Source organism: Streptomyces sp. CGMCC 4.7035 (assembly GCF_031583065.1).
GTDB classification, from domain to species: domain Bacteria; phylum Actinomycetota; class Actinomycetes; order Streptomycetales; family Streptomycetaceae; genus Streptomyces; species Streptomyces yaanensis.
On the sequence record NZ_CP134053.1, the window covers coordinates 6,861,641 to 6,883,901 of the forward strand.

Annotated in this window: 18 protein-coding genes; 9 read left to right on the forward strand and 9 right to left on the reverse strand. The window is 70.5% G+C overall.

All coding sequences use genetic code 11. From position 1 onward, the window contains the following. Positions 1–306 precede the first annotated feature (306 nt). Both Q2K21_RS30190 and Q2K21_RS30195 read left to right on the forward strand, forming a co-directional pair. Complete coding sequence (locus tag Q2K21_RS30190) at positions 307–2,625, forward strand: ArnT family glycosyltransferase (RefSeq protein ID WP_310777274.1); 2,319 nt, start codon at positions 307–309, stop codon at positions 2,623–2,625. A 197-nt stretch (positions 2,626–2,822) separates the two neighbouring features. Beyond that, positions 2,823–3,626, forward strand: a complete 804-nt coding sequence (locus Q2K21_RS30195; protein ID WP_310777277.1) for an endonuclease I family protein — start codon at positions 2,823–2,825, stop codon at positions 3,624–3,626. A gap of 88 nt (positions 3,627–3,714) precedes the next feature. On the opposite strand, the gene Q2K21_RS30200 is transcribed toward Q2K21_RS30195, so the two are convergent. From Q2K21_RS30200 to Q2K21_RS30210, 3 genes are all read right to left on the reverse strand, one after another. Beyond that, the gene (locus Q2K21_RS30200) at positions 3,715–5,403 is read right to left on the reverse strand and encodes a thiamine pyrophosphate-binding protein (protein WP_310777280.1); all 1,689 of its coding nucleotides are present in this window, start codon (positions 5,401–5,403) and stop codon (positions 3,715–3,717) included. Next, positions 5,400–6,407: an agmatinase gene (speB, locus tag Q2K21_RS30205; protein ID WP_310777282.1), complete on the reverse strand. Its 1,008-nt coding sequence runs from the start codon at positions 6,405–6,407 to the stop codon at positions 5,400–5,402. The genes Q2K21_RS30200 and speB overlap by 4 nt, the downstream gene beginning before the upstream one ends. Positions 6,408–6,510: 103 nt before the next feature. After that, positions 6,511–7,971 (reverse strand): sodium:solute symporter family protein, encoded by a 1,461-nt coding sequence (locus tag Q2K21_RS30210; RefSeq protein WP_310777284.1) that lies wholly within the window; start codon positions 7,969–7,971, stop codon positions 6,511–6,513. Between the two features lie 224 nt (positions 7,972–8,195). Here Q2K21_RS30210 and Q2K21_RS30215 point away from each other — a divergent pair, with 224 nt between their 5' ends. Further along, the gene (locus Q2K21_RS30215) at positions 8,196–9,707 is read left to right on the forward strand and encodes a PucR family transcriptional regulator (RefSeq protein ID WP_386276555.1); all 1,512 of its coding nucleotides are present in this window, start codon (positions 8,196–8,198) and stop codon (positions 9,705–9,707) included. A 179-nt stretch (positions 9,708–9,886) separates the two neighbouring features. Next, on the forward strand, positions 9,887–10,684 hold the full coding sequence (locus Q2K21_RS30220) for a phosphatase (RefSeq protein ID WP_310777288.1): 798 nt from the start codon (positions 9,887–9,889) through the stop codon (positions 10,682–10,684). A gap of 383 nt (positions 10,685–11,067) precedes the next feature. Here the strand turns inward: Q2K21_RS30220 and tesB are convergent, their stop codons facing one another. The 3 genes from tesB to Q2K21_RS30235 form a co-directional block, all read right to left on the reverse strand. Then, a complete protein-coding gene (gene tesB, locus Q2K21_RS30225; RefSeq protein ID WP_310777290.1) occupies positions 11,068–11,934 on the reverse strand; it encodes an acyl-CoA thioesterase II in 867 nt (288 codons plus the stop codon). 36 nt (positions 11,935–11,970) lie between these two features. Then, entirely contained in the window at positions 11,971–13,128 is a 1,158-nt protein-coding gene (locus Q2K21_RS30230) for an acyl-CoA dehydrogenase family protein (RefSeq protein ID WP_310781329.1), read from the reverse strand. Positions 13,129–13,305: 177 nt separating this feature from the next. Beyond that, positions 13,306–13,914 (reverse strand): SACE_7040 family transcriptional regulator, encoded by a 609-nt coding sequence (locus Q2K21_RS30235; protein WP_310777293.1) that lies wholly within the window; start codon positions 13,912–13,914, stop codon positions 13,306–13,308. A gap of 86 nt (positions 13,915–14,000) precedes the next feature. Here Q2K21_RS30235 and Q2K21_RS30240 point away from each other — a divergent pair, with 86 nt between their 5' ends. Genes Q2K21_RS30240 through Q2K21_RS30260 form a run of 5 tightly spaced genes read left to right on the forward strand, consistent with a single transcriptional unit; the run spans position 14,001 to position 20,376 of the window. Continuing rightward, positions 14,001–15,617 carry a carboxyl transferase domain-containing protein gene (locus Q2K21_RS30240; RefSeq protein ID WP_310777296.1) on the forward strand — a complete coding sequence of 539 codons (1,617 nt, stop codon included), beginning with the start codon at positions 14,001–14,003 and terminating at the stop codon, positions 15,615–15,617. A 14-nt stretch (positions 15,618–15,631) separates the two neighbouring features. Next, entirely contained in the window at positions 15,632–17,653 is a 2,022-nt protein-coding gene (locus Q2K21_RS30245) for an acetyl/propionyl/methylcrotonyl-CoA carboxylase subunit alpha (protein WP_310777299.1), read from the forward strand. Then, positions 17,650–18,588: a hydroxymethylglutaryl-CoA lyase gene (locus Q2K21_RS30250; protein ID WP_310777303.1), complete on the forward strand. Its 939-nt coding sequence runs from the start codon at positions 17,650–17,652 to the stop codon at positions 18,586–18,588. The genes Q2K21_RS30245 and Q2K21_RS30250 overlap by 4 nt, the downstream gene beginning before the upstream one ends. A 5-nt stretch (positions 18,589–18,593) precedes the next feature. Continuing rightward, entirely contained in the window at positions 18,594–19,754 is a 1,161-nt protein-coding gene (locus Q2K21_RS30255) for an acyl-CoA dehydrogenase family protein (RefSeq protein WP_310777305.1), read from the forward strand. A gap of 37 nt (positions 19,755–19,791) precedes the next feature. Then, positions 19,792–20,376, forward strand: a complete 585-nt coding sequence (locus Q2K21_RS30260; protein WP_310777308.1) for a Uma2 family endonuclease — start codon at positions 19,792–19,794, stop codon at positions 20,374–20,376. Positions 20,377–20,390: 14 nt separating this feature from the next. Here Q2K21_RS30260 and Q2K21_RS30265 read toward each other — a convergent pair whose 3' ends face one another. The 3 genes from Q2K21_RS30265 to Q2K21_RS30275 all read right to left on the reverse strand — a co-directional run bounded on the left by Q2K21_RS30265 (position 20,391) and on the right by Q2K21_RS30275 (position 22,220). After that, positions 20,391–20,591 (reverse strand): DUF397 domain-containing protein, encoded by a 201-nt coding sequence (locus Q2K21_RS30265; RefSeq protein ID WP_310777311.1) that lies wholly within the window; start codon positions 20,589–20,591, stop codon positions 20,391–20,393. Further along, positions 20,588–21,418, reverse strand: a complete 831-nt coding sequence (locus Q2K21_RS30270) for a helix-turn-helix domain-containing protein (protein ID WP_310777314.1) — start codon at positions 21,416–21,418, stop codon at positions 20,588–20,590. The genes Q2K21_RS30265 and Q2K21_RS30270 overlap by 4 nt, the downstream gene beginning before the upstream one ends. Positions 21,419–21,749: 331 nt before the next feature. Beyond that, positions 21,750–22,220: an SUKH-4 family immunity protein gene (locus tag Q2K21_RS30275; protein ID WP_310777316.1), complete on the reverse strand. Its 471-nt coding sequence runs from the start codon at positions 22,218–22,220 to the stop codon at positions 21,750–21,752. Positions 22,221–22,261 lie beyond the last annotated feature (41 nt).

Below are 22,261 nucleotides of genomic sequence, written 5' to 3' on the forward strand. Positions count from 1 at the left end.
GGCAAGCGCGCTGAGCACGCTCTTCTCTCTTGACTCGCCAGGACGACCGGAAGTTGTACACGTGTTCCGAACACGAGTTCCCGCAACCATGAGGGGCATGCAGGAGGCCTGTACCCCCAGCAGGCCGTGCACCGGCGGCCCCCGCTCTGTAGGGGCCGCCGTTCTGTCGGGCCGCCGCACCGTGGGGGCCGCCGCCACGTCCGTGAGGGGCACGGCACGGATGCGAGACGGTGGCCTTGCCTTTTCACAGCTGAGCGCCAGGTACGCCACAGCGCTCGCCCAATCCGCCCGTGCAGCATCACGCTCGTGACGTCTGCCACTGATCCGCATCCCCACGCTCCCGCGTCCCCCGTGGCGCCCACCGCGCCGCCTCCGGAGCCGTCCGCTCCCCGGGCCGTGCCGGAGAAGGCACCCCGCTGGTCGCTGCCCGCGCTGCTCGCCGTCATGGCGCTGGCCGCGGTCCTCTACTCCTGGAACCTGTCCGGCTCCAGCCTCAACAGCTTCTACAGCGCGGCCGTGCTGAGCGGCACCCAGAGCTGGAAGGCGTGGTTCTTCGGCTCGTTGGACGCGGGCAACTTCCTGACCGTGGACAAGCCGCCGTTCGCGCTCATGGTGATGGGCCTGTCGTGCCGGCTCTTCGGCTTCGGCACCTGGCAGATGATGGCGCCGATGATCGTCGCCGCACTGGCGACCATCTGGATCCTGCACTCCTCCGTGAAGCGGGTGTGGGGCCACGGCGCGGCGGCCGTCGCCGCGCTCGTGCTCGCGCTCACGCCGATCACGGTGGCGATCAACCGCGACAACAACCCGGACACGCTGCTGGTCCTGCTGATGGTGGGCGGCGCGGCGCTGGCCCTGCGCGCGGTGACGAACGGCAGGCTGCTGCCGCTGCTCGGCTCGGCGGTGTGCTTCGGACTCGCCTTCAACACGAAGATGCTCCAGGGCTACATCGCGCTGCCCGCCGTCTTCGCGGTCTATCTGTACGCGGCGCGCATCGGTCTGGTGAAGCGGATCGTGAACCTGCTGCCGGCGGGTGTGGCCCTGGCGGTCTCCAGCTTCTGGTGGGCGGCGGCCGTGTCGCTGGTGCCCGCCTCCGAGCGGCCGTACATCGGCGGCTCGACGGACGGCACCGCCTGGGACCTGATCATGGGCTACAACGGCCTCGGCCGGATCTTCGGCGGTGAGGGCAACGGCGGCGGAGGCGGTGGCGGCGGCTTCTCCGGCACGGCGGGCCTCGGCCGGATGTTCAACGACATCCTCGGCGGCCAGATCTCCTGGCTGATCCCCTTCGCGGGCATCGCGTTCGTCGGCGGCCTGGTGCTCTGCGGCCGCGCCGGGCGCACCGATCCGACGCGCGCCGCGCTGCTGCTGTGGGGCGGCTGGACCGTGCTGCACTACCTGACCTTCGCCATGGCCGAGGGCACGATGCACCCCTACTACACGACCGCGCTCGCGCCCGGTATCGCGGCGCTGTGCGGGGGCGGCGGTGTGATGCTGCTGCGCGCGTTCCGCACGGACAAGCGGTGGGCGTGGGTACTGCCGGCGGGGCTGGCCGTCACCGCCGTGTGGGCGATCGTGCTGCTGCGCCGGGCCTCCGGCTGGAACACATGGCTGTGGCCGGTCATCGGGGTGGTCATGGCGCTGGCGATCGTGGGGCTGTTCGTCTTCCGCTCCGGCAACCGCGTACGGCTCCTCGCGGCCTCCGTCGCCGCGGCGATCGTCGCGGCGGTCGCGGGACCGGCCGCCTACGCCTGGTCGGTGCCCTCGGAGTCGGGCGGCGGCGGTATGGGCGGCACCAACCCGACGGCCGGACCCTCCACGGGCGGCGGCTTCGGCGGCGGACCGGGCGGCGGCCGAGGCGACTTCGCCGGGGGCGGCAACGGCGGACCGGGCAACAGCGAGATGCCGGGCGGCACCCAGCAGGGCGGCCAGAACGGCCAGGCCGGAGGCACTGTCCCGGGTGGCGGTGCGCCGAGCGGAGCGCCGAACGGAGAGATGCCGGGCGGCACGCAGCAGGGCGGAGGATTCCCGGGCGGTCAGCAGGACAGCGCGAACGGCGAGCTGGGCGGTACGCCCCCGAACAGCACCGGCGGCGACAGCGGTACGACCGGCACCGGCGGTACCACCGGACAGCCCGGCGGCACGGGCGGCCCCGGCGGTGGCATGGGCGGCGGTCCCGGCGGCGGCGCGAGCAGCCGGCTCGTCTCGTACCTGAAGAAGCACCAGGACGGCGCCAAGTGGCTGCTGGCGGTGTCGAGTTCGCAGAGTGCGGCCCAGCTCATCGTCAGCAGCGGTGAGCCCGTCATCTCCATGTGGGGCTGGTCGGGCTCCGACAAGGCGATGACGCTCGCCAAGCTCAAGGAGCTGGTGAAGAAGGGCGAACTGCACTACATCCAGCTCGGCGACGGCATGGGCGGCGGCCCCGGCGGCGGGTCCGGCGTCAGCTCGGAGGTCACGGCCTGGGTGCAGAAGCACGGCACGGCGGTGAAGGAGAGCGAGTACAGCTCCACTTCCGGCTCCGGTTCCACAGCCGACTCCAACTCCAGGTCCAGCTCCCGCTCCAGCTCCTCGTCGCAGAGCAACCAGTCCGCGATCTACCGTCTGGACGCCTCGGACGTCAGCTGACGCGAGCGGCGATGAATCACCAGCGGCCCCTGACCACCCGGTCGGGGGCCGTTCGCCGCGTCAACTCGCGTAGACAAGGGGTGACTTGCCGGTTTCGGTCATCGAATGGACATGCTCAGTTCATGGACAAGGCTGCATGCTCATGCCACTCTCCCGGGTGCCGCCTCCATTCAACCCGCGTAGATGGGACACCCCACATGCTGGCGACACGCATACGCCGCTGGAAGTCAGTGGCGCTGACCACCGCAGCCGTACTGGTCGGCCTCACCGCCCCCACCCTGACGGCGACCCCGGCCGCGGCGACGACGACGGCGTACGACTCGACGTACTACAAGAACGCCGTCGGAAAGACCGGCACGAGCCTCAAGTCCGCGCTCCACACGATCATCAGCAGCCAGACGAAGCTGTCGTACTCGGCGCTCTGGGACGCCCTGAAGAACACGGACCAGGACCCGAACAACAGCAGCAACGTGAAGCTGCTCTACTCCGGCATCTCTCGCAGCAAGTCCCTCAACGGCGGCAGCTCCGGCAACTGGAACCGCGAGCACGTGTGGGCGATCTCGCACGGCGACCTCACCACCTCGACCGGCCCGGGCACCGACCTGCACCACATCCGTCCTGAGGACGTCGCGGTCAACTCCACCCGCGGCAACAAGGACTTCGACAACGGCGGCAGCAGCTTCACCAACAGCGGCGGCAGCCTCACCGACTCGGACTCCTTCGAACCGCGTGACGCCGTCAAGGGCGACGTGGCCCGCATGATCTTCTACATGGCGGTCCGCTACGAGGGCGACGACGGCTTCGCGAACCTCGAAGTCAACAGCAGCGTCAGCAACGGCAGCAACCCGTACATCGGCAAGCTCGCGATCCTGAAGGCATGGAACGACGAGGACCCGCCGGACGCCTTCGAGGAGCGCCGCAACCAGGTCATCTACGACACCTACCAGCACAACCGCAACCCGTTCATCGACCACCCCGAGTGGGTCGAGTCGATCTGGTAGGCACCCGGGGCGCGGTCACCCCGCGCCCCTCCGCCGCCGCTGGGCCGGCCGGTCGTGACGACCTGACCGTCACGACCGGCCCTTACGGTCAGCCGTCCAGATGTGTCGGCGCGAACATCCGCAGCACCGCCGGGAGCAGCACGACGGACGGGCCGGGCGTGGCCAGCGCCTTGGCGAGGTCGGTCTCCAGCGTCTCGGGGGTCGTACGGACGCCCGGGACGCCGAAGGACTCCGCCAGCGCCACATAGTCGGGGCGGGTCAGTTCCGTGCCCGTGGCCTCGCCGAACGCGTCCGTCATGTACTCGCGCAGGATGCCGTAGCCCCCGTCGTCGACGATCAGCCAGGTGACGTTCAGGTCGTACTGCCGGGCCGTCGCCAGTTCGGCGATCGAGTACAGGGCGCCGCCGTCGCCCGAGACAGCGAGGACCGACTGCGTCGGGTCGGCCGCCGCCGCGCCCAGCGCCGCCGGGAAGGCGTAACCGAGACCGCCCGCGCCCTGCGCCGAGTGCATGGCGTTCGGCCGGCGGGCATCGAAGGCGGACCAGGCCCAGTACGACAGGATCGTCATGTCCCAGAAGGAGGGCGAGCGGTCCGGAAGGGCCCGGCGAACGGACGCCAACAGGTCCTGTTCCAGGGTGAGTTCCTGGGATGCGATGCGTTCGCGGACCTTCGCGAGCAGCGTTCGTACGCGCTCGGGCGCCTGCTCGTCCGCACGCGTCTCGACCGTTTCGAGCAGGGCCTGGAGGGCGAGCCGCGCGTCCGCGTGGATACCGAGGGCCGGGTGGTTGGCCTCCAGCTTGCCGAGGTCGGCCTCGATCTGGACGACCCGGCCGCGCGGCTTGAACGTGTGGTAGTTCGAGGACAGTTCGCCCAGGCCCGAGCCGACCACCAGCAGGACGTCCGCGTCCTCCAGGAGGTCCGTCGTGTGGCGGTCCTCCAGCCAGGACTGCAGCGAGAGCGGGTGCTCCCAGGGGAAGGCGCCCTTGCCGCCGAAGGTGGTGACCACGGGGGCGTTCAGCGTCTCGGCGAGGCGGCGCAGCTTGCCCGCCGCGTCCGCCCGTACCACTCCCCCGCCCGCGATGATCGCCGGACGGGCGGCCCTGGACAGCAGGTCGGCGGCCACGGCGGTCAGTTCGGGGCGCGGAGCCAGCTCCTCCGGGGTGGCGTCCACGCCCGTCACCACGGGGATCTGTGTCTCGGCGAGCAGCACGTCCTGCGGGATCTCCACCCACACCGGGCCGTGCGGAGCCGTCAGCGCCGACTGCCAGGCGGCGGCGATCGCCGAGGGGATCTGGGACTGCGTACGGACGGTGTGGACGGACTTGACGACGCCTCTGAACGAGGCTGCCTGGTCCGGGAGTTCATGCAGATAGCCGTGGCGCCCGCCGCCCAGTCCGGCCGTCGGGATCTGGCTGCTGATCGCCAGGACGGGGGCGGAGGCCGCCGCCGCCTCCTGCAACGCCGCGAGCGACGTCAGCGCGCCCGGGCCGGTCGACAGCAGCAGCGGTGCGGCCTCTCCGGTGATCCGGCCGTACGCGTCCGCCGCGAAGCCCGCGTTGTTCTCCACCCGCAGGCCGATGTACCGCAGATCGGAACGGCGCAGCGCGTCGAACATGCCGAGCGCGTGCTGGCCGGGCAGGCCGAAAACCGTCGTCGCGCCCAGCCCGGCCAGGGTCTCCACGACCAGGTCTCCGCCGTTGCGGCCGGGGGGAGGGTTCAGCGCGGCCCGGGTCTGCGCCGCCGTCGGACGGAGAACCAGGTCGTGGTCGTGCGTCACTTGGTCTTGGTCTCCTCACCGGCGCGGGCCGCCGCGATCTGGCGGGACATGATGGTCGTCAGCTCGTACGCCGTGTGGGACGCGGCCACCGAGGTGATCTCCGCGTGGTCGTACGCGGGCGCCACCTCGACGACGTCCGCCGAGACCAGGTTGCAGGACGCGAGACCGCGCAGGATCTCCAGGAGTTCGCGCGAGGTCATGCCGCCGGCCTCGGGCGTGCCGGTGCCGGGGGCGTGGGCCGGGTCGAGGCAGTCGATGTCGATGGAGATGTACAGCGGGCGGTCGCCGATGCGCTGGCGGAGCTGATCGGCGACCTCGTCCGCGCCGCGCCGGTAGATGTCGGCCGACGTGACGATGCCGAAGCCCATCTTCTCGTCGTCGGTGAGGTCCTGCTTGCCGTACAGCGGGCCGCGGGTGCCGACGTGGGAGAGGGCGGAGGTGTCGAGGATGCCCTCCTCGACGGCGCGGCGGAACGGGGTGCCGTGGGTGTACTCGGCGCCGAAGTACGTGTCCCACGTGTCGAGGTGGGCGTCGAAGTGCAGCAGCGCGACCGGGCCGTGCTTCTTGGCCACCGAGCGCAGGAGGGGGAGCGCGATGGTGTGGTCGCCGCCGAGGGTCATCAGGCGGGCGCCCGTGCCGAGGAGTTCGTCGGCGGCGGCTTCGACGGTCTCCACGGCCTCGTTGATGTTGAACGGGTTCACGGCGATGTCACCGCCGTCGGCGACCTGCGCGAGCGCGAAGGGGGAGGCGTCCTGCGCCGGGTTGTACGGGCGCAGCAGGCGGGAGGCCTCACGGATCGCGTTGCCGCCGAAGCGGGCGCCGGGGCGGTAGGAGACGCCCGAGTCGAAGGGCACGCCGACCACGGCGACGTCCGCGGTGCCGACCTCGTCGAGACGGGGCAGCCGGGCGAAGGTCGCGGGGCCCGCGTACCGCGGGATGCGGGACGAGTCGACGGGGCCGCGGGGCCGGCTGTCGCCTGCTGCGGGGTTCTCGGTGCTGCTCATCGTCGGACTCCTCCGGGTCATGCGTTTTTCTTCCAGTGTCGCGGACCCCGGGACGGGACCCGCCCGGCCCGGCGCCAGAGGCTGCCGGGCCGAAGCCTCGGGGCTAGACGCCCACCGCCGTCGGCTCCTGCGTGGTCTCCGCTCCGCGTCCCGCGAGCCGCTCGCGCCAAGCGGCCAGCACGGCCGCCTCCGTCGGCTTCGTCGCGAGCGACACCCCGACGTACACCGCCAGCGAGGCCAGCAGGCCGTAGTACACGGGCTCGTTGGCGAGGATGCCGTACGACGCCATCAGGCCGATGACGGCGAGACCGCCGACCACCACGGAGGCGAGAGCCCCCTGCACAGTGCCGCGCTTCCACAGCAGTCCGCCCAGGATGGGGACGAGCAGACCGCCGACGAGCAGGTTGTAGGCGACGGTCAGCGCCTCGACGACGTTGTTCAGCGCGATCGCCGTACCGATCACCGCGACCCCCATGATCAGGATGAAGGCCCGGTTGCCCTTGACCTCGTCGTGCGCCCCCTCGTCGCGGCGCACGACACCGCGCAGCCGCGACCAGATGTCGTTGTTGGCGACGGTCGCACACGCGATGAGCGCGCCGGAAGAGGTCGACATCACCGCGGCGAGGGCGGCGGCGAGCACCAACCCACGTACGCCGATGGGAAGTTCGTCCTTGACGATGGTCGCGAAGGCGTCGTCCGGGCTGCCCAGCTTCGGGTAAAGGACCTTGGCGGCGGTGCCGATGACGGCGCCGGCGAGGGCGTACACCAGGCAGTAGGTGCCGGCGACGGTGCCGCCCCACTTGGCGGTCCTGTCGCTGCGCGCGGTGAACACGCGCTGCCAGATGTCCTGCCCGATCAGCATGCCGAAGGTGTAGATGAGGACGTAGGTGAAGATCGTCTCGCCGCCGATGCCCAGCGGGTCGAAGTACGTGGTCGGCAGCTTGGCCTTCATCTCGCTGAAGCCGCCGGCCTTGACGACCGCGATGGGCAGCAGCAGGAGCAGCACGCCGATGGTCTTCACCACGAACTGCACCATGTCGGTGAGCGTGATGGACCACATGCCGCCGAGTGTCGAGTACGCGACGACGATGGTGCCGCCGAGGATGATCGCGACGGTCCGGTTCATGTCGAACAGGACGTCGAAGATGGTGGCGTAGGCGATGGTCGAGGTGACCGCGAGCATGAGGGTGTACGCCCACATGACCAGACCCGAGATGACGCCGGCCCGGCCGCCGTAGCGCAGGTCGAGCATCTCGGAGACGGTGTAGACCTTCAGGCGGGCGATGCGCGCGGAGAAGAAGACCGAGAGGGCGAGCAGGCCGAGTCCGATGGTGAACACCATCCAGGCACCGGAGAGGCCGTACTGGTAGCCGAGGCCGACGCCGCCGATGGTGGACGCGCCGCCGAGAACGATCGCGGCCATGGTGCCGGAGTACATGGTGGGCCCGAGGCGGCGGCCCGCGACGAGGAACTCGCTCTTCGACTTGGCGCGGCGCATGCCCCACCAGCCCATGGCCAGCATGCCGGCCAGATAGACGACGATCACTGTGTAGTCGACGGCCATGAGGGGCCCTCCTTCGCGCACTTTCCGGTGGCGTGTCGTGCAGATGGATTTCTTCGGGGACGCGATCGGCGGCGGTGGCCGACCGGTGGGGACGGCAGCGGCTCGCGGGGACATCCGCCCGTACCCGCGGCTGCCGGTCCGGACTGACACTAGGTGGCTGGAAAGCGACTCTGAAGTGTACGTTTCATCCATCGGTACCGAACGGGATGGAGGAACCGTCCACCATGCCGGACACGCACCCGCAGTCGGCCCCCGCGGTACCGCCGACCCCAGCGGTACCGCTCTCCGCCCTGCTCGCCCGGGACGACCTGGCCCTGCGGCAGATCGCCGGGCCGACGGATTCCGAGACCGTGATCCACTGGGCGCACACCTCGGAGATGGCCGACCCGTACCCGTATCTGCTGGGCGGCGAGCTGCTGCTGACGGCGGGCGTGCACATCCCGGAGGCCGCCGGCTCCGGCACCTACTTCGACGACTACGTCTCCCGGATCGTGGCGGCGGGCGGCGCGGCGCTCGGTTTCGGCCTGGCCCCGGTGCACGACACGGTGCCGCGGGCGCTGGTGGCGGCCTGCGACCGCTATGGGCTGCCGCTGCTTGAGGTCCCGCCGCAGACGACGTTCTCCGGCGTGGCGCGTGCGGTGTGGCAGCTGATGGCCCAGGCCCGCCTGGCGGAGCTGCGCCGCGTCACGGAGGCCCAGCAGAGTCTGGCCGCTGCGGCGGCGCGCCCGGACCCGGTGCCCTCGGTGCTGCGGCAGCTGGCCCAGCGGGTGGGCGGCCGGGCGACCCTGTACGGACCGGACGGCGCGGAACTGGCGGGGGCGGGGCGGGCCCCGCAGCCGGCGGTGCGGGCGCTGGGCGAGCTGGCGGGTGTGGTGCGGCCGGGAGGTCCGGCCGGGCCCACCCCGCCCCCGACTCCCTCCTCCGCCACCGACACCGTCGCCGGCACCCATCTCGCGGCCTACGCCCTCGGCACCGGGCAGGGCTTCGTGCTCGGGGTGGCCTCCCCGCGCCGCGATCCGGGCGACCACACGATCTCCTCGGTCGCCGCGGTGCTGCTGTCCCTGCTCACCGGCGAGCACCAGAGCGGCAGCGGGGCGGCACGTTCGTCGGCGCTCGTCCGGCTGCTGCTGGGGGACCCGGCCGAGGAGGTCGCGCCGCTGCTCGGCGGGGAACGGTGGATGGTGGTGCGCGCCCGGCCCGCCGGGGACCGCCCCGCCCCGGACGCGGTGGCCGCGTCGGCGCTCGGCGCGGCGCTGGGCTCCGCGCTCGTGGACACGGCCGGTGACGTCGTACGGGTCCTCGTGCCCGCCGACCGGGAACCGGCCCCGCAGCCGGGCTGGACGCTGGGCGTGAGCGCGGCCGTGGGCCCCGAGGCGTGGCCGTCGGCCGACGCGCAGGCGTCCCGCGCGCTGGCCCGGGCCCGCGCGACCCGCTCGCCGCTGGTGCGCCACGGAGAGCGTGCGGGCCTGGCCGACCTGGTCCCGCCCGCGGAGGCCGAACTGCACGCCCGGGCGCTGCTCGCGCCGATCGCCGCGACCCCCGCGCTCACCGAGACCCTGCGCACCTGGCTGTCGCTGCACGGCAGTTGGGACCGCACGGCCGTCGCACTGTCGGTACACCGCAACACCGTGCGCCAACGGATCGCCCGGTGCGCGGCGTTGCTCGGCAGCGACCTCGACGATCCGGATGTGCGCATGGAGCTGTGGTTCGCGCTGAAACAAACGGCCCAGGGCTGACGGGCCTTCTCTTCCGTCCCTGCGGGCTACGCCTTCTCGGCCCTGGGGGCTATGCCTTCTCGGCCCTGGGGCTACGCCCTCAACCACAACGCTCTGGCGGCTTCCTGCCCCGAGTGACGCACGTCCCACGGTTCGGGACATCGACCCCCCGCGCGAAGCGCCCCGGCAGAATGGATGGCATGCCGATACCCGGGATCCCCAGCCGCGCCGAGCTCGTCGACCACCTCGTACGGACTCGTATCGCGGGCGACGTCGCCACGCCCCGCGAGAACAACCTCTCCCACTACCGCAAGCTCGCGAACGGCGACCGCAATTACTGGCTGGGCCTGGAATTCGGCGACCGCTGGAGCGACGAGCAGGACGTCCTCGCGGTCATGGCGGAGCGCTGCGGCGTCAACGACGACCCCGAGTACCGCTACGGCCAGGACACCATCGACCCGGACCTGACGGTCGACGCCCTGGAACGCCTCGCGGCCCGCCTGCGCAAGGCCGCCGACGGCGAACAGCGCGTTCTGTTCGCCACCGGCCACCCCGGCGGGCTCCTGGACGTCCACCGCGCCACCGCGGCCGCCCTACGCGCCGCCGGCTGCGAGATCGTCGTCATCCCGGACGGGCTGCAGACGGAGGAGGGGTACGTGATGCAGTTCGCCGACGTGGCGGTCCTGGAACACGGCGCCACCCTCTGGCACACCCACTCCGGCGAACCGATGCGCCAGATCCTCAAGGGCCTGGAGGGCGCGGGCCGCCCCCTGCCCGACCTGGTGGTCGCCGACCACGGCTGGGCGGGCTGCGCGGGCCGGCTCGGCATCGACTCCGTCGGGTACGCCGACTGCAACGACCCGGCGCTCTTCCTCGCCGAGGCCGAGGGCACCCTCCAGGTGACGGTCCCCCTCGACGACCACGTCACGAGCCCGCGTCACTACGACCCGCTGACGGCGTACCTGCTCGACGCGGCCGGGCTGACGAACGGCGGCTGAGGCCGTCGGCAGGGCGCGGAGCAGCGGGGGGCGCCTGCCACACAGCCTCGACTCCACCGGGGCAGCGGCCCCCGCCAACGGCGAGCGCGGGGCAGCAGTCCGCCCGTCGGCCACGAGCACCGGGTCGCGGCCGTCACGACGGCCGCGAAACCGGCGACCTGAACCGACCCCCGCATGGTCGACGCCTACGCCGTCCCGGCGGTCCGGACGGGCCCTGGTCGACCCGCGGCGGGCGGCAGGCGGCAGGCGGCCCGCGGCGGTCGGCAGGGGACAGGCGACCCGTGGCAGGCGGCCCGCGGCGGTCGGCAGGGGACAGGCGACCCGTGGCAGGCGACCCGCGGCAGGCGGCGACACCGACCGTGGCGGTCGCCGAGCGGGCGCGGTCAGCGCGGTACGCGGACCACGCCCTCCTGGATCACCGAAATGGCGAGACGTCCGTCCTGCGTGTAGATGCGGGCCTGACCGAGCCCGCGTCCGCCGTGGGCCGACGGGGACTCCTGGTCGTACAGCAGCCACTCGTCGGCCCGGAACGGGCGGTGGAACCACATCGCGTGGTCCAGCGAGGCCCCGACCACGTCGCCGACGGCCCAGCCGCCACGACCGTGCGCGAGCAGCACGGAGTCGAGGAGCGTCATGTCGGAGACGTACGTGGCGAGGACGACGTGGAGGAGGGGGTCGTCGTCGAGCTTGCCGTTGGTGCGGAACCACACCTGGGAGTGCGGCTCGCGCGGCTCGCCGAACTTCCCGTACGGCGGTTCGTCGACATAGCGCAGGTCGATCGCCTCGCGGGCCTCCAGGAACCTCTCGACGATCTCGGGGTCGAGATGGTCGTAGCCGCGGAGGCGTTCCTGGCCGGTGGGGACGGTCGCCGGGTCGGGGGCGGGCGGCATGGGGGCCTGGTGGTCGAGGCCTTCCTCGTACGTCTGGAAGGACGCCGACAGCGCGAAGATCGGCCGGCCGTGCTGGACCGCGACCACCCTGCGGGTGGTGAAGGAGCGGCCGTCGCGGATGCGCTCGACGTTGTAGACGATGGGCGCGCCCGGGTCGCCGATGCGCAGGAAGTACGCGTGGAGGGAGTGGGCGTGCCGGTCCGCGGGGACCGTACGCCCGGCGGCGACCAGCGCCTGCGCCGCCACCTGTCCGCCGAACACCCGGGGGACGACGGCGGAACGGGACTGGCCGCGGAAGATGTTCTCCTCGATCTGCTCCAGGTCGAGCAGATCGAGGAGATCGAGAAGTGCCTGGCTCATGGCGTCCAGTTGTATCGGCCAGTGGTTGCGGTGGGCTTACAGCCCCATGTCCTTGGCGATGATCGACTTCATGATCTCGCTGGTGCCGCCGTAGATGCGGTTGACGCGGTTGTCCGCGTACAGGCGGGCGATCGGGTACTCGTTCATGAAGCCGTAGCCGCCGTGCAGCTGGAGGCAGCGGTCGATCACGCGGTGGGCGACCTCGGTGCAGAACAGCTTGGCGCTGGCGGCCTCGGCGGGGGTCAGCTCACCCGCGTCGAGGGCCTCCAGGGCGCGGTCGGCGACCGCCTCGGCGGCGTCCACCTCGGCCTGGCAGGCGGCCAGCTCGAACTTGGTGTTCTGGAAGTGGGCGACCTGCTTGCCGAAGACGGTGCGCTCCTGGACGTACTGTTTGGCGAACCGGACGGCGGCCTTGGCCTGCGCGTACGCGCCGAAGGCGATGCCCCAGCGCTCGGAGGCCAGGTTGTGGCCGAGGTAGTAGAAGCCCTTGTTCTCCTCGCCGAGCAGGTCCTCGACCGGGACCTTCACGTCGACGAACGCCAGCTCGGCGGTGTCGGAGGTCCTCAGGCCGAGCTTGTCGAGCTTGCGGCCTATGGAGTAGCCCTCGGACTTGGTGTCCACGGCGAACAGGGAGATGCCGAAGCGGCGGTCCTCGGCCGTCGGGGCGGAGGTGCGGGCGCAGACGATCACGCGGTCGGCGTGGACGCCGCCGGTGATGAAGGTCTTGGCGCCGTTGAGGACGTAGTGGGTGCCGTCCTCGGAGAGCTTGGCGGTGGTCTTCATGCCCGCGAGGTCGGAGCCGGTGCCCGGCTCGGTCATCGCCAGGGCCCACATCTCCTCACCGGAGACGAACTTCGGCAGGAAGCGCTTCTTCTGCTCGTCGGTGGCGAGCATCTTGATGTACGGCAGGCCGAGCAGCACGTGCACGCCGGAGCCGCCGAAGTGGACGCCCGCGCGGGCGGTCTCCTCGTACATCACGGCCTCGAACTTGTACGAGTCGATGCCGGCGCCGCCGAACTCCTCCGGGACGTTGATCCCGAAGAGGCCCAGCTCGGCGAGCTTGTAGTAGAAGTCGCGCGGCGCCTGGCCGGCGGCGAACCACTCGTCGTAGACGGGAACGACCTCGGCCTCGATGAAGGCGCGCAGGGTCTCCCGGAACGCCTCGTGATCCTCGTTGAACACCGTACGGCGCACCGCCGCCACCTCCACCTGGGTATGTCTAAGCGCTTGCTCAGACAGCACCGTACCGGCGAGTACGAACGGTCGTCCAGAGTGACCGCCACGACCGCCACGTAATGCTCGTCACGCTCGGCACGCTCACGGACTCGTCACGCTCAAGGACTCGTCACGCTCATGGAGCAGAGCCCCGGCTCATTCGCTGCCGGCCGCCGCGAAAGCACCCCGCGCCATCCGGTGCAACAGCTCCGCCGTCGCACCGCGCCCCGGCAGCGATCCCGGCCTCCCCAGGTGCGGCGTGGAGTTCAGCAGCCCGAACACCGAGTGCACCGCCGAGCGGGCGGACGGCTCGGTCAGGTCCGGATACACCTCGCGGACGATCTCCACCCACAGCTCGACGTACTGCCGCTGGAGCTGCCGCACGAGCTTGCGGTCGGTGTCCCGGAGGCGGTCCAGCTCCCGGTCGTGCAGGGTGATCAGGGGACGGTCGTCGAGCGCGAAGTCGATGTGCCCCTCGATCAGCGAGTCGAGGACCGCCTCGGGGTTCCGCCCCGCGGGGCCCCCGTCGGCCTCGGCGACCCGCCGCCTGGCCCCGGTCAGCAGCTGCCCGCTGATCCCCACGAGCAGCTCGGCGAGCATCGCGTCCTTGCCCGCGAAGTGCCGGTACAGACCGGGTCCGCTGATGCCGACCGCGGCTCCTATCTCGTCGACCCCGACACCATGGAAGCCGCGCTCGGCGAACAGCCGCGCGGCCTCCTTGAGGATCTGCTCGCGACGGGTCGGGGCGTCGGTTCTGGTGGCCATGAAAACAATTCTAGACAGCGAGGTTAGCGGTCGTTAACCTGAAGGAAATGCGTTAACGCTCATTAACAAGGTGAGGGGACCGCAGGATGCAGGAGGCACCGGAGCTGACGAGCGCGGCAGACCCCGCGTCGGAGGCCTGGCGGGCCAACGAGGCGGCGCACCGCGCCCTGGTCGAGGAGCTGCGCGCGAAGCTCGCCGCGGCCCGGCTGGGCGGCGGCGAGAAGGCCCGCGCGCGCCACACCGCGCGCGGCAAGCTGCTGCCGCGCGACCGCGTGGACACGCTGCTGGACGCGGGGTCGCCCTTCCTGGAGCTGGCCCCGCTGGCGGCCGAGGGGATGTACGAGGGGCAGGCACCGGCCGCCGGGGTCATCGCCGGAATCGGGCGGGTCGGCGGCCGCGAGTGCGTGATCGTCGCCAACGACGCCACGGTCAAGGGCGGCACGTACTACCCGATGACGGTGAAGAAGCACCTGCGGGCGCAGGAGGTGGCCCTGGAGAACCGCCTCCCCTGTGTCTATCTCGTCGACTCCGGAGGCGCCTTCCTGCCCATGCAGGACGAGGTGTTCCCCGACCGCGAGCACTTCGGGCGGATCTTCTACAACCAGGCGCGGATGTCCGGCGCCGGGATTCCCCAGATCGCCGCCGTGCTCGGGTCCTGCACCGCCGGCGGGGCGTATGTCCCGGCGATGAGCGACGAGGCCGTGATCGTCCGCAACCAGGGCACGATCTTCCTGGGCGGCCCGCCCCTGGTGAAGGCGGCCACCGGCGAGGTGGTGACCGCCGAGGAGCTGGGCGGCGGCGAGGTCCACGCACGCGTGTCGGGCGTGACGGACCACCTCGCGGAGGACGACGCGCACGCGCTGCGGATCGTACGGACCATCGTGTCCACCCTCCCCGCGCGCGGGTCGCTGCCCTGGGAGGTCGTCCCGTCCGTCGAGCCCAAGGTGGACCCGTACGGGCTGTACGGGGCGGTACCCGCCGACTCCCGCACGCCCTACGACGTCCGCGAGGTCATCGCGCGCGTGGTGGACGGTTCACGGTTCGCCGAGTTCAAGGCGGAGTTCGGGCAGACCCTCGTCACCGGTTTCGCCCGGATCCACGGCCACCCGGTCGGCATCGTCGCCAACAACGGCATCCTGTTCTCCGAATCGGCCCAGAAGGGCGCCCACTTCATCGAGCTGTGCGACCAGCGCGGCATCCCGCTGGTGTTCCTCCAGAACATCTCGGGCTTCATGGTGGGACGGGACTACGAGGCGGGCGGCATCGCCAAGCACGGCGCCAAGATGGTGACGGCGGTGGCCTGTACGCGCGTGCCGAAGCTCACGGTGGTCATCGGCGGCTCGTTCGGCGCGGGCAACTACTCGATGTGCGGCCGGGCGTATTCACCGCGCTTCCTGTGGATGTGGCCCAACGCCAAGATCTCGGTCATGGGCGGCGAACAGGCCGCGTCGGTGCTCGCCACCGTCAAGCGCGACCAGCTCGAGGCGCACGGGGAGTCCTGGCCCCTGGACGACGAGGAGGCCTTCAAGGCCCCGATCCGCGCCCAGTACGAACGCCAGGGCAACGCCTACTACGCGACGGCACGCCTCTGGGACGACGGCGTGATCGACCCGCTGGAGACCCGGCAGGTGCTGGGCCTGGCCCTGACCGCGTGTGCCAACGCGCCCCTGGGTGAACCCCAGTTCGGCGTCTTCCGGATGTGAGGGGGATCGGATCAATGTTTGACACGGTGCTTGTGGCCAACCGGGGCGAGATCGCGGTCCGGGTCATCCGCACACTGCGCTCGCTCGGAGTGCGCTCGGTGGCCGTCTTCTCCGACGCGGACGCGGACGCCAGGCACGTCCGGGAGGCCGACACGGCGGTACGGATCGGACCGGCGCCGGCGGCCGAGAGCTATCTGTCCATGGAGCGGCTGCTGGAGGCCGCCCTGCGGACCGGCGCCCAGGCGGTGCACCCGGGGTACGGCTTCCTCGCGGAGAACGCCGGGTTCGCGCGCGCGTGCGCGGAGGCCGGGCTGGTGTTCATCGGACCGCCCGCGGAAGCGATCTCGCTCATGGGCGACAAGATCCGCGCCAAGGAGACGGTGAAGGCGGCCGGGGTACCGGTCGTACCGGGGTCGAGCGGCAGCGGGCTGACGGACGCGGAGCTGGCCGAGGCCGCCCACGAGATCGGCATGCCGGTACTGCTGAAGCCGAGCGCGGGCGGTGGCGGCAAGGGCATGCGGCTGGTGCGGGACGCTTCCGTGCTGGGGGACGAGATCGCCGCCGCCCGCCGCGAGGCCCGCGCCTCCTTCGGTGACGACACGCTCCTGGTCGAACGCTGGATCGACCGCCCCCGCCATATCGAGATCCAGGTCCTGGCGGACGCCCACGGCAACGTGGTGCACCTGGGCGAGCGCGAGTGCTCGCTCCAGCGCCGCCACCAGAAGATCATCGAGGAGGCGCCGAGCGTGCTCCTCGACGAGGCCACGCGCGCGGCGATGGGCGAGGCGGCGGTCCAGGCGGCCCGCTCGTGCGGCTACCGGGGCGCGGGCACGGTGGAGTTCATCGTGCCGGGCGGGGACCCTTCGTCGTACTACTTCATGGAGATGAACACCCGACTCCAGGTCGAGCACCCGGTGACGGAGCTGATCACCGGCCTCGACCTGGTGGAGTGGCAGTTGCGGGTGGCGGCGGGAGAGCCCCTGTCCTTCGGACAGAAGGACATCACGCTCACCGGACACGCGATCGAGGCCCGCATCTGCGCCGAAGACCCGTCCCGCGGCTTCCTCCCCTCCGGCGGCACGGTGCTGTCGCTGCACGAGCCGCAGGGCGAATGGGGGTCCCCCCTGCTCGAGCGAAGCCGAGAGCTTGGGGGAGTGCGGACGGACTCGGGCCTCTCGGAGGGCACGGAGGTCGGCAGCCTGTACGACCCGATGCTGTCGAAGGTGATCGCGTACGGGCCGGACCGAGCCACTGCGTTGCGGAAGCTGAGGGCGGCCCTCGCGGCGACGGTCATCCTGGGCGTGCAGACCAACGCCGGTTTCCTGCGCCGCCTGCTGGCCCATCCGGCGGTGGTGGCGGGCGAGTTGGACACGGGGCTGGTGGAGCGGGAGGTGGACGGGCTCGTATCGGCGGAGGTGCCGGAGGAGGTGTACGAGGCCGCGGCAGCCGTACGTCTCGATGCGCTGAAGCCGAGCGGCGAGGGCTGGACGGACCCGTTCTCGGTGCCGAGCGGCTGGCGGCTCGGGGGCGAGCCCAAGCCCGTGACCTTCCCCCTGCGGGTGTTCGAGCCGGTGGAGTACGCCCCCCGGGGCACCCACACGGTCACCGAGGACCAGGTCTGCGTCGTGCTGGACGGCGTACGCCACACCTTCCACCGCGCCGCCGACTGGCTGGGCCGCGACGGCGACGCCTGGCACGTACGCGACCACGACCCGGTCGCCGCGTCGCTCACGAGGGCCGCGCACTCCGGTACCGAATCACTCACCGCGCCGATGCCCGGCACGGTGACCGTCGTGAAGGTGGCCGTCGGGGACGAGGTGACCGCCGGGCAGAGCCTGCTGGTGGTGGAGGCGATGAAGATGGAGCACGTCATCTCCGCCCCGCACGCCGGAACGGTCGCCGAGCTGGACGTCACGCCCGGCACCACGGTCGCCATGGACCAGGTGCTGGCCGTGATCGCGCCACACGAGGACGCCCACGACGACCACGACGACCCCCACAACCACGTGGACACGGACGCGGAGGCGGAGGAATGACCGTTCAGGGACTGCCCATGGTCGTACCGGCCCAGGACCTGCCCGCACGGGTGAGGATCCACGAGGTCGGCCCGCGCGACGGCCTCCAGAACGAGAAGGCGACCGTGCCCACGGAGGTGAAGGCCGACTTCATCCGCAAGCTCGCCGACGCGGGCCTGACCACGATCGAGGCCACCAGCTTCGTCCACCCCAAGTGGGTACCCCAACTGGCGGACGCGGAGCAGCTGTTCCCACTGATCAGCGAACTGCCGGTGGAGCTACCGGTCCTGGTCCCGAACGAACGCGGCCTGGACCGCGCCCTCACGCTGGGCGCCCGCCGGATCGCCGTCTTCGCCAGCGCGACGGAGTCCTTCGCGAAGGCCAACCTCAACCGCACGGTGGACGAGGCCCTGGCGATGTTCGAACCGGTGGTGGCCCGCGCGAAGGCCGACAAGGTGCACGTCCGCGGCTACCTCTCCATGTGCTTCGGCGACCCCTGGGAGGGCCCGGTCCCCGTCCACCAGGTCGTCCGCGTCTGCAAGGCGCTCATGGACATGGGCTGCGACGAGCTGAGCCTGGGCGACACGATCGGGGTGGCGACCCCGGCCCACGTCCAATCTCTCCTCTCCCAGCTGAACGAGGAGGGCGTGCCGACCAGCGCGATCGGCGTGCACTTCCACGACACCTACGGCCAGGCGCTCGCCAACACCCTGGCCGCGCTCCAGCACGGCGTGACGACCGTCGACGCCTCCGCGGGCGGCCTCGGCGGCTGCCCGTACGCCAAGTCCGCCACCGGCAATCTCGCCACCGAAGACCTCGTGTGGATGCTTCAGGGCCTCGGTATCGACACCGGGGTCGACCTCGGCCGGCTCACCGCCACGAGCGTGTGGATGGCCGCGCACCTGGACCGGCCCAGCCCGTCCCGCACCGTCCGAGCCCTCTCCCACAAGGAGTGACCCCCATGGACCACCACCTCTCCCCCGAGCTGGAAGAACTCCGGCGCACGGTCGAGGAGTTCGCCCACGACGTCGTGGCGCCCAAGATCGGCGACTTCTACGAACGCCATGAGTTCCCGTACGAGATCGTCCGCGAGATGGGCCGCATGGGCCTGTTCGGGCTGCCGTTCCCGGAGGAGTACGGCGGCATGGGCGGCGACTACCTGGCGCTCGGCCTCGCGCTGGAGGAACTGGCCCGCGTCGACTCGTCCATCGCCATCACCCTGGAAGCCGGCGTTTCCCTGGGCGCGATGCCGGTCTACCGCTTCGGCACGGAGGCCCAGAAGCAGGAGTGGCTGCCGCGCCTGTGCTCGGGCGAGATCCTGGGCGCGTTCGGCCTCACGGAGCCCGACGCCGGCTCGGACGCGGGCGGGACCCGCACGACGGCGCGCCTCGACCCCTCGACGAACGAATGGGTGATCAACGGCTCGAAGTGCTTCATCACCAACTCGGGCACGGACATCACGGGCCTGGTGACGGTCACGGCGGTCACCGGCCGCGCGGAGGACGGCCGCCCCGAAATCTCGTCGATCATCGTCCCGTCCGGCACGCCGGGCTTCACGGTCGCGGCCCCGTACTCGAAGGTGGGCTGGAACGCCTCGGACACGCGGGAGTTGTCGTTCTCCGACGTGCGCGTCCCGGCCGCGAACCTGCTCGGTGAGGAGGGCCGGGGCTACGCCCAGTTCCTGCGGATCCTGGACGAGGGCCGCATCGCGATCGCGGCCCTGGCGACGGGCCTGGCGCAGGGCTGTGTGGACGAGTCGGTGAAGTACGCGAAGGAACGTCAGGCCTTCGGCCGCCCGATCGGCGCCAACCAGGCGATCCAGTTCAAGATCGCCGACATGGAGATGAAGGCCCACACGTCCCGCCTGTCCTGGCGCGACGCGGCCTCCCGCCTTGTCTCCGGCGAACCCTTCAAGAAGGAGGCGGCCCTGGCGAAGCTCTACTCCTCCACGATCGCGGTCGACAACGCCCGCGACGCCACCCAGATCCACGGCGGCTACGGCTTCATGAACGAGTACCCGGTCGCCCGCATGTGGCGCGACTCCAAGATCCTGGAGATCGGGGAGGGCACGAGCGAGGTGCAGCGGATGCTTATTGCTCGGGAGCTGGGGCTGGCGGGCTGAGCGGCCGTCGGCGCGGAAGCCTCAATATGCTCGGAGCGTGGACTACGCGAAGATGCGCGCGATCGCCGAGGAGCTGATGGCGTACGCGGAGCACCTGGAGGGAGCCTGGACGGTCGAGATCGGCCCGTCCGGCCCCTTCCTCGCGATGACGAGCCCTTCGAAGCGCCACGAGGGCGCGGCCCGCCGCATTCGCAACCAGCTCAACGCTCAGCTCCCCACCGCGCATCCCGGCTATGTCTGCGCGAACGGCCCCGAGATCGAGCACCCGGCGATCGGCCGCATGCGGCGTCCCGACGCCGTGGTCATCCCCGAAGCCGTACTGGACGAGGAGGGGCTCGCCGTCGACGCCACACAGGTGCTGGCGGTCATCGAGATCGTCTCGCCGTCCAACCCGGGCAACGACTACGGCGAGAAGCTCGCCGAGTACGCCACCATGGGCATCGCCCACTACATGATCGTCGATCCGCGCACGGGCACCATCCAGGTCCACTCGGATCCCTGCAAGGACCGCTATCAGCACAAGGATCCGTACATCTTCGGGGACTCGGTGCCGTTCGGCCCTTGGACGGTGGAGACCTCCGACTTCCGCCGGTACGGGAAGGCCGGCAACGACACCGACTGACGGCTGAACGCCGGTTACTTCACAACCTTTTCGACGAACGCGTGCCAGGCCCCGGCGGACACCGTGATCACCGGGCCATCGAAGTTCTTGCTGTCGCGCACGGGAACGACGCCGGGGTAGCCGTCGGCGACCTCGACGCACGAGCCGCCCTCAGCGTTGCTGTACGACGACTTGCGCCAGCGGGCGGAGCGCAGATCAGGCGTGGTGCTATTCATGGTGTGTAGTCCTCCGCGACTCGGCCGATGAAGGCGAGGGACGCCTCCGGTGACAAGGCGGCGGCCCTGGCAAGATCGTAGGACCTGGCGATGTTCGCGACCACCGCCGGATCCTCGATCAACTGCCCGGAATGAGCGCTCTCGGTGTACGCCACGGTCGGCTCCTCGGCGAAGGTCATAACCGTCATCGCCCCGTAGAGGAGCGGATTCAGCCCACCCGAGAACGGCATGACCTGCACGATCGCCTGATGACTCCGAGACACCTCCGCGATGTATTCCAGTTGCCCGCGCATCACGTCGTTCCCGCCGACGGGCACCCGCAGTGCAGCCTCGTGGATGACGAACCACAGCTCGGGGTCGGCCGGATCCTTGAGCAGCGCACGGGCCCGCTCCTGCCGCCCGCCGACGACCCGCTCGACCTCTTCCTGGTCGACCAGCGGCCGGGCAGACCGGATGAGAGCCCGGGTGTACGCCTCGGTCTGGAGCAACCCCGGAACCACCATCGTGGCAAAGTCGCAGATCGTCTTCGCCCGTCGCTCCAACTCGGCCACTGCCGCGAAGTAGTCGGCGAACTTGGACGCCTTGAGGATCGCCTTGCACAACCGTCGGAAGAACCCGTCCGCCTTCAGCACGGTGTCGATCCGCTCGGACAGATCCAACTGCGGCCGGCGGATGGCGATCTCGATCTGCCCGATGTAGGGCCCCGAGCAGTACACCAACTCCCCGAGCCCGCCCTGCGTCAACCCCGCGTCCTCACGGCGCCTGCGCAGCTCCGCGCCGTAGAACTCCGCCATGGAGGCAGGGTCGAGATGCTTCGGCTGGGACATGCGGGCTCCCTCTCCAGCCGCAACGCCATCGTCGCGGGTCACCTCATCCCAAGGCAATCACATCACGCATCAAGATGCATACGAAACGCGACATCTCCAAGGCGAGCGGCAGGAGCCGTACACCGTCGTTCCCAGTCGGCATCGGGCCCAAACGACGGGGACCGGTCAGCGCTCTTCGGGGTGAAGGTGACGGGAAAGGAGTCTGTCGCCATGAGTTGGCCGCCAGCGAGGTGGCTGGACGCGTCCTTGTCGTAGATCTGCAGATCCGGCAGGCAGTCCAGCACCACGGAAATTCTACCCAGGCCAGTTCCTTTCCAGCCCTTCCGGAGTTTCAGCCCCTGAAGTCTCCGATCGCTACACTCCACCTAATTTCATACCAGAAACTATTTTCAACGTAGGCCTCTGGATCGATCCGCCGCACATCTTCTTCCAGCCCTTTAGCAATCTCCCTATCCACCTCCTCCGCCTCTTCCTCGTCATCAATTTCCAGCAGCGGCATTTTAGCAGCAAACACTTCAAGGCAACGATTAAAGGCTTCGAGTGATGTGTTCACAAGGCTCACGTCGGAGTACCCCTCAAGCTTTTCCAGTACCACCCCTGAGGCAACATCAACCATCAGGCGTCCGAATACTCCAGTAGAACCGAAAAGAATCAAGTCACGACCATCAACGGTGACACGCTCCAGGGTTTCGACAGGGCGATACACTTCATACACAGCCTCTCCCGGAATACGCAAAGTCCAATTCTCCAGGATTTCATCAGTATAGGAAATTTCCACCATATTAAGCTTTTCGCTAGTCATGCGCGTCTCCCATTGCGAGGCTGAGGGCAGCCAGTCTACCT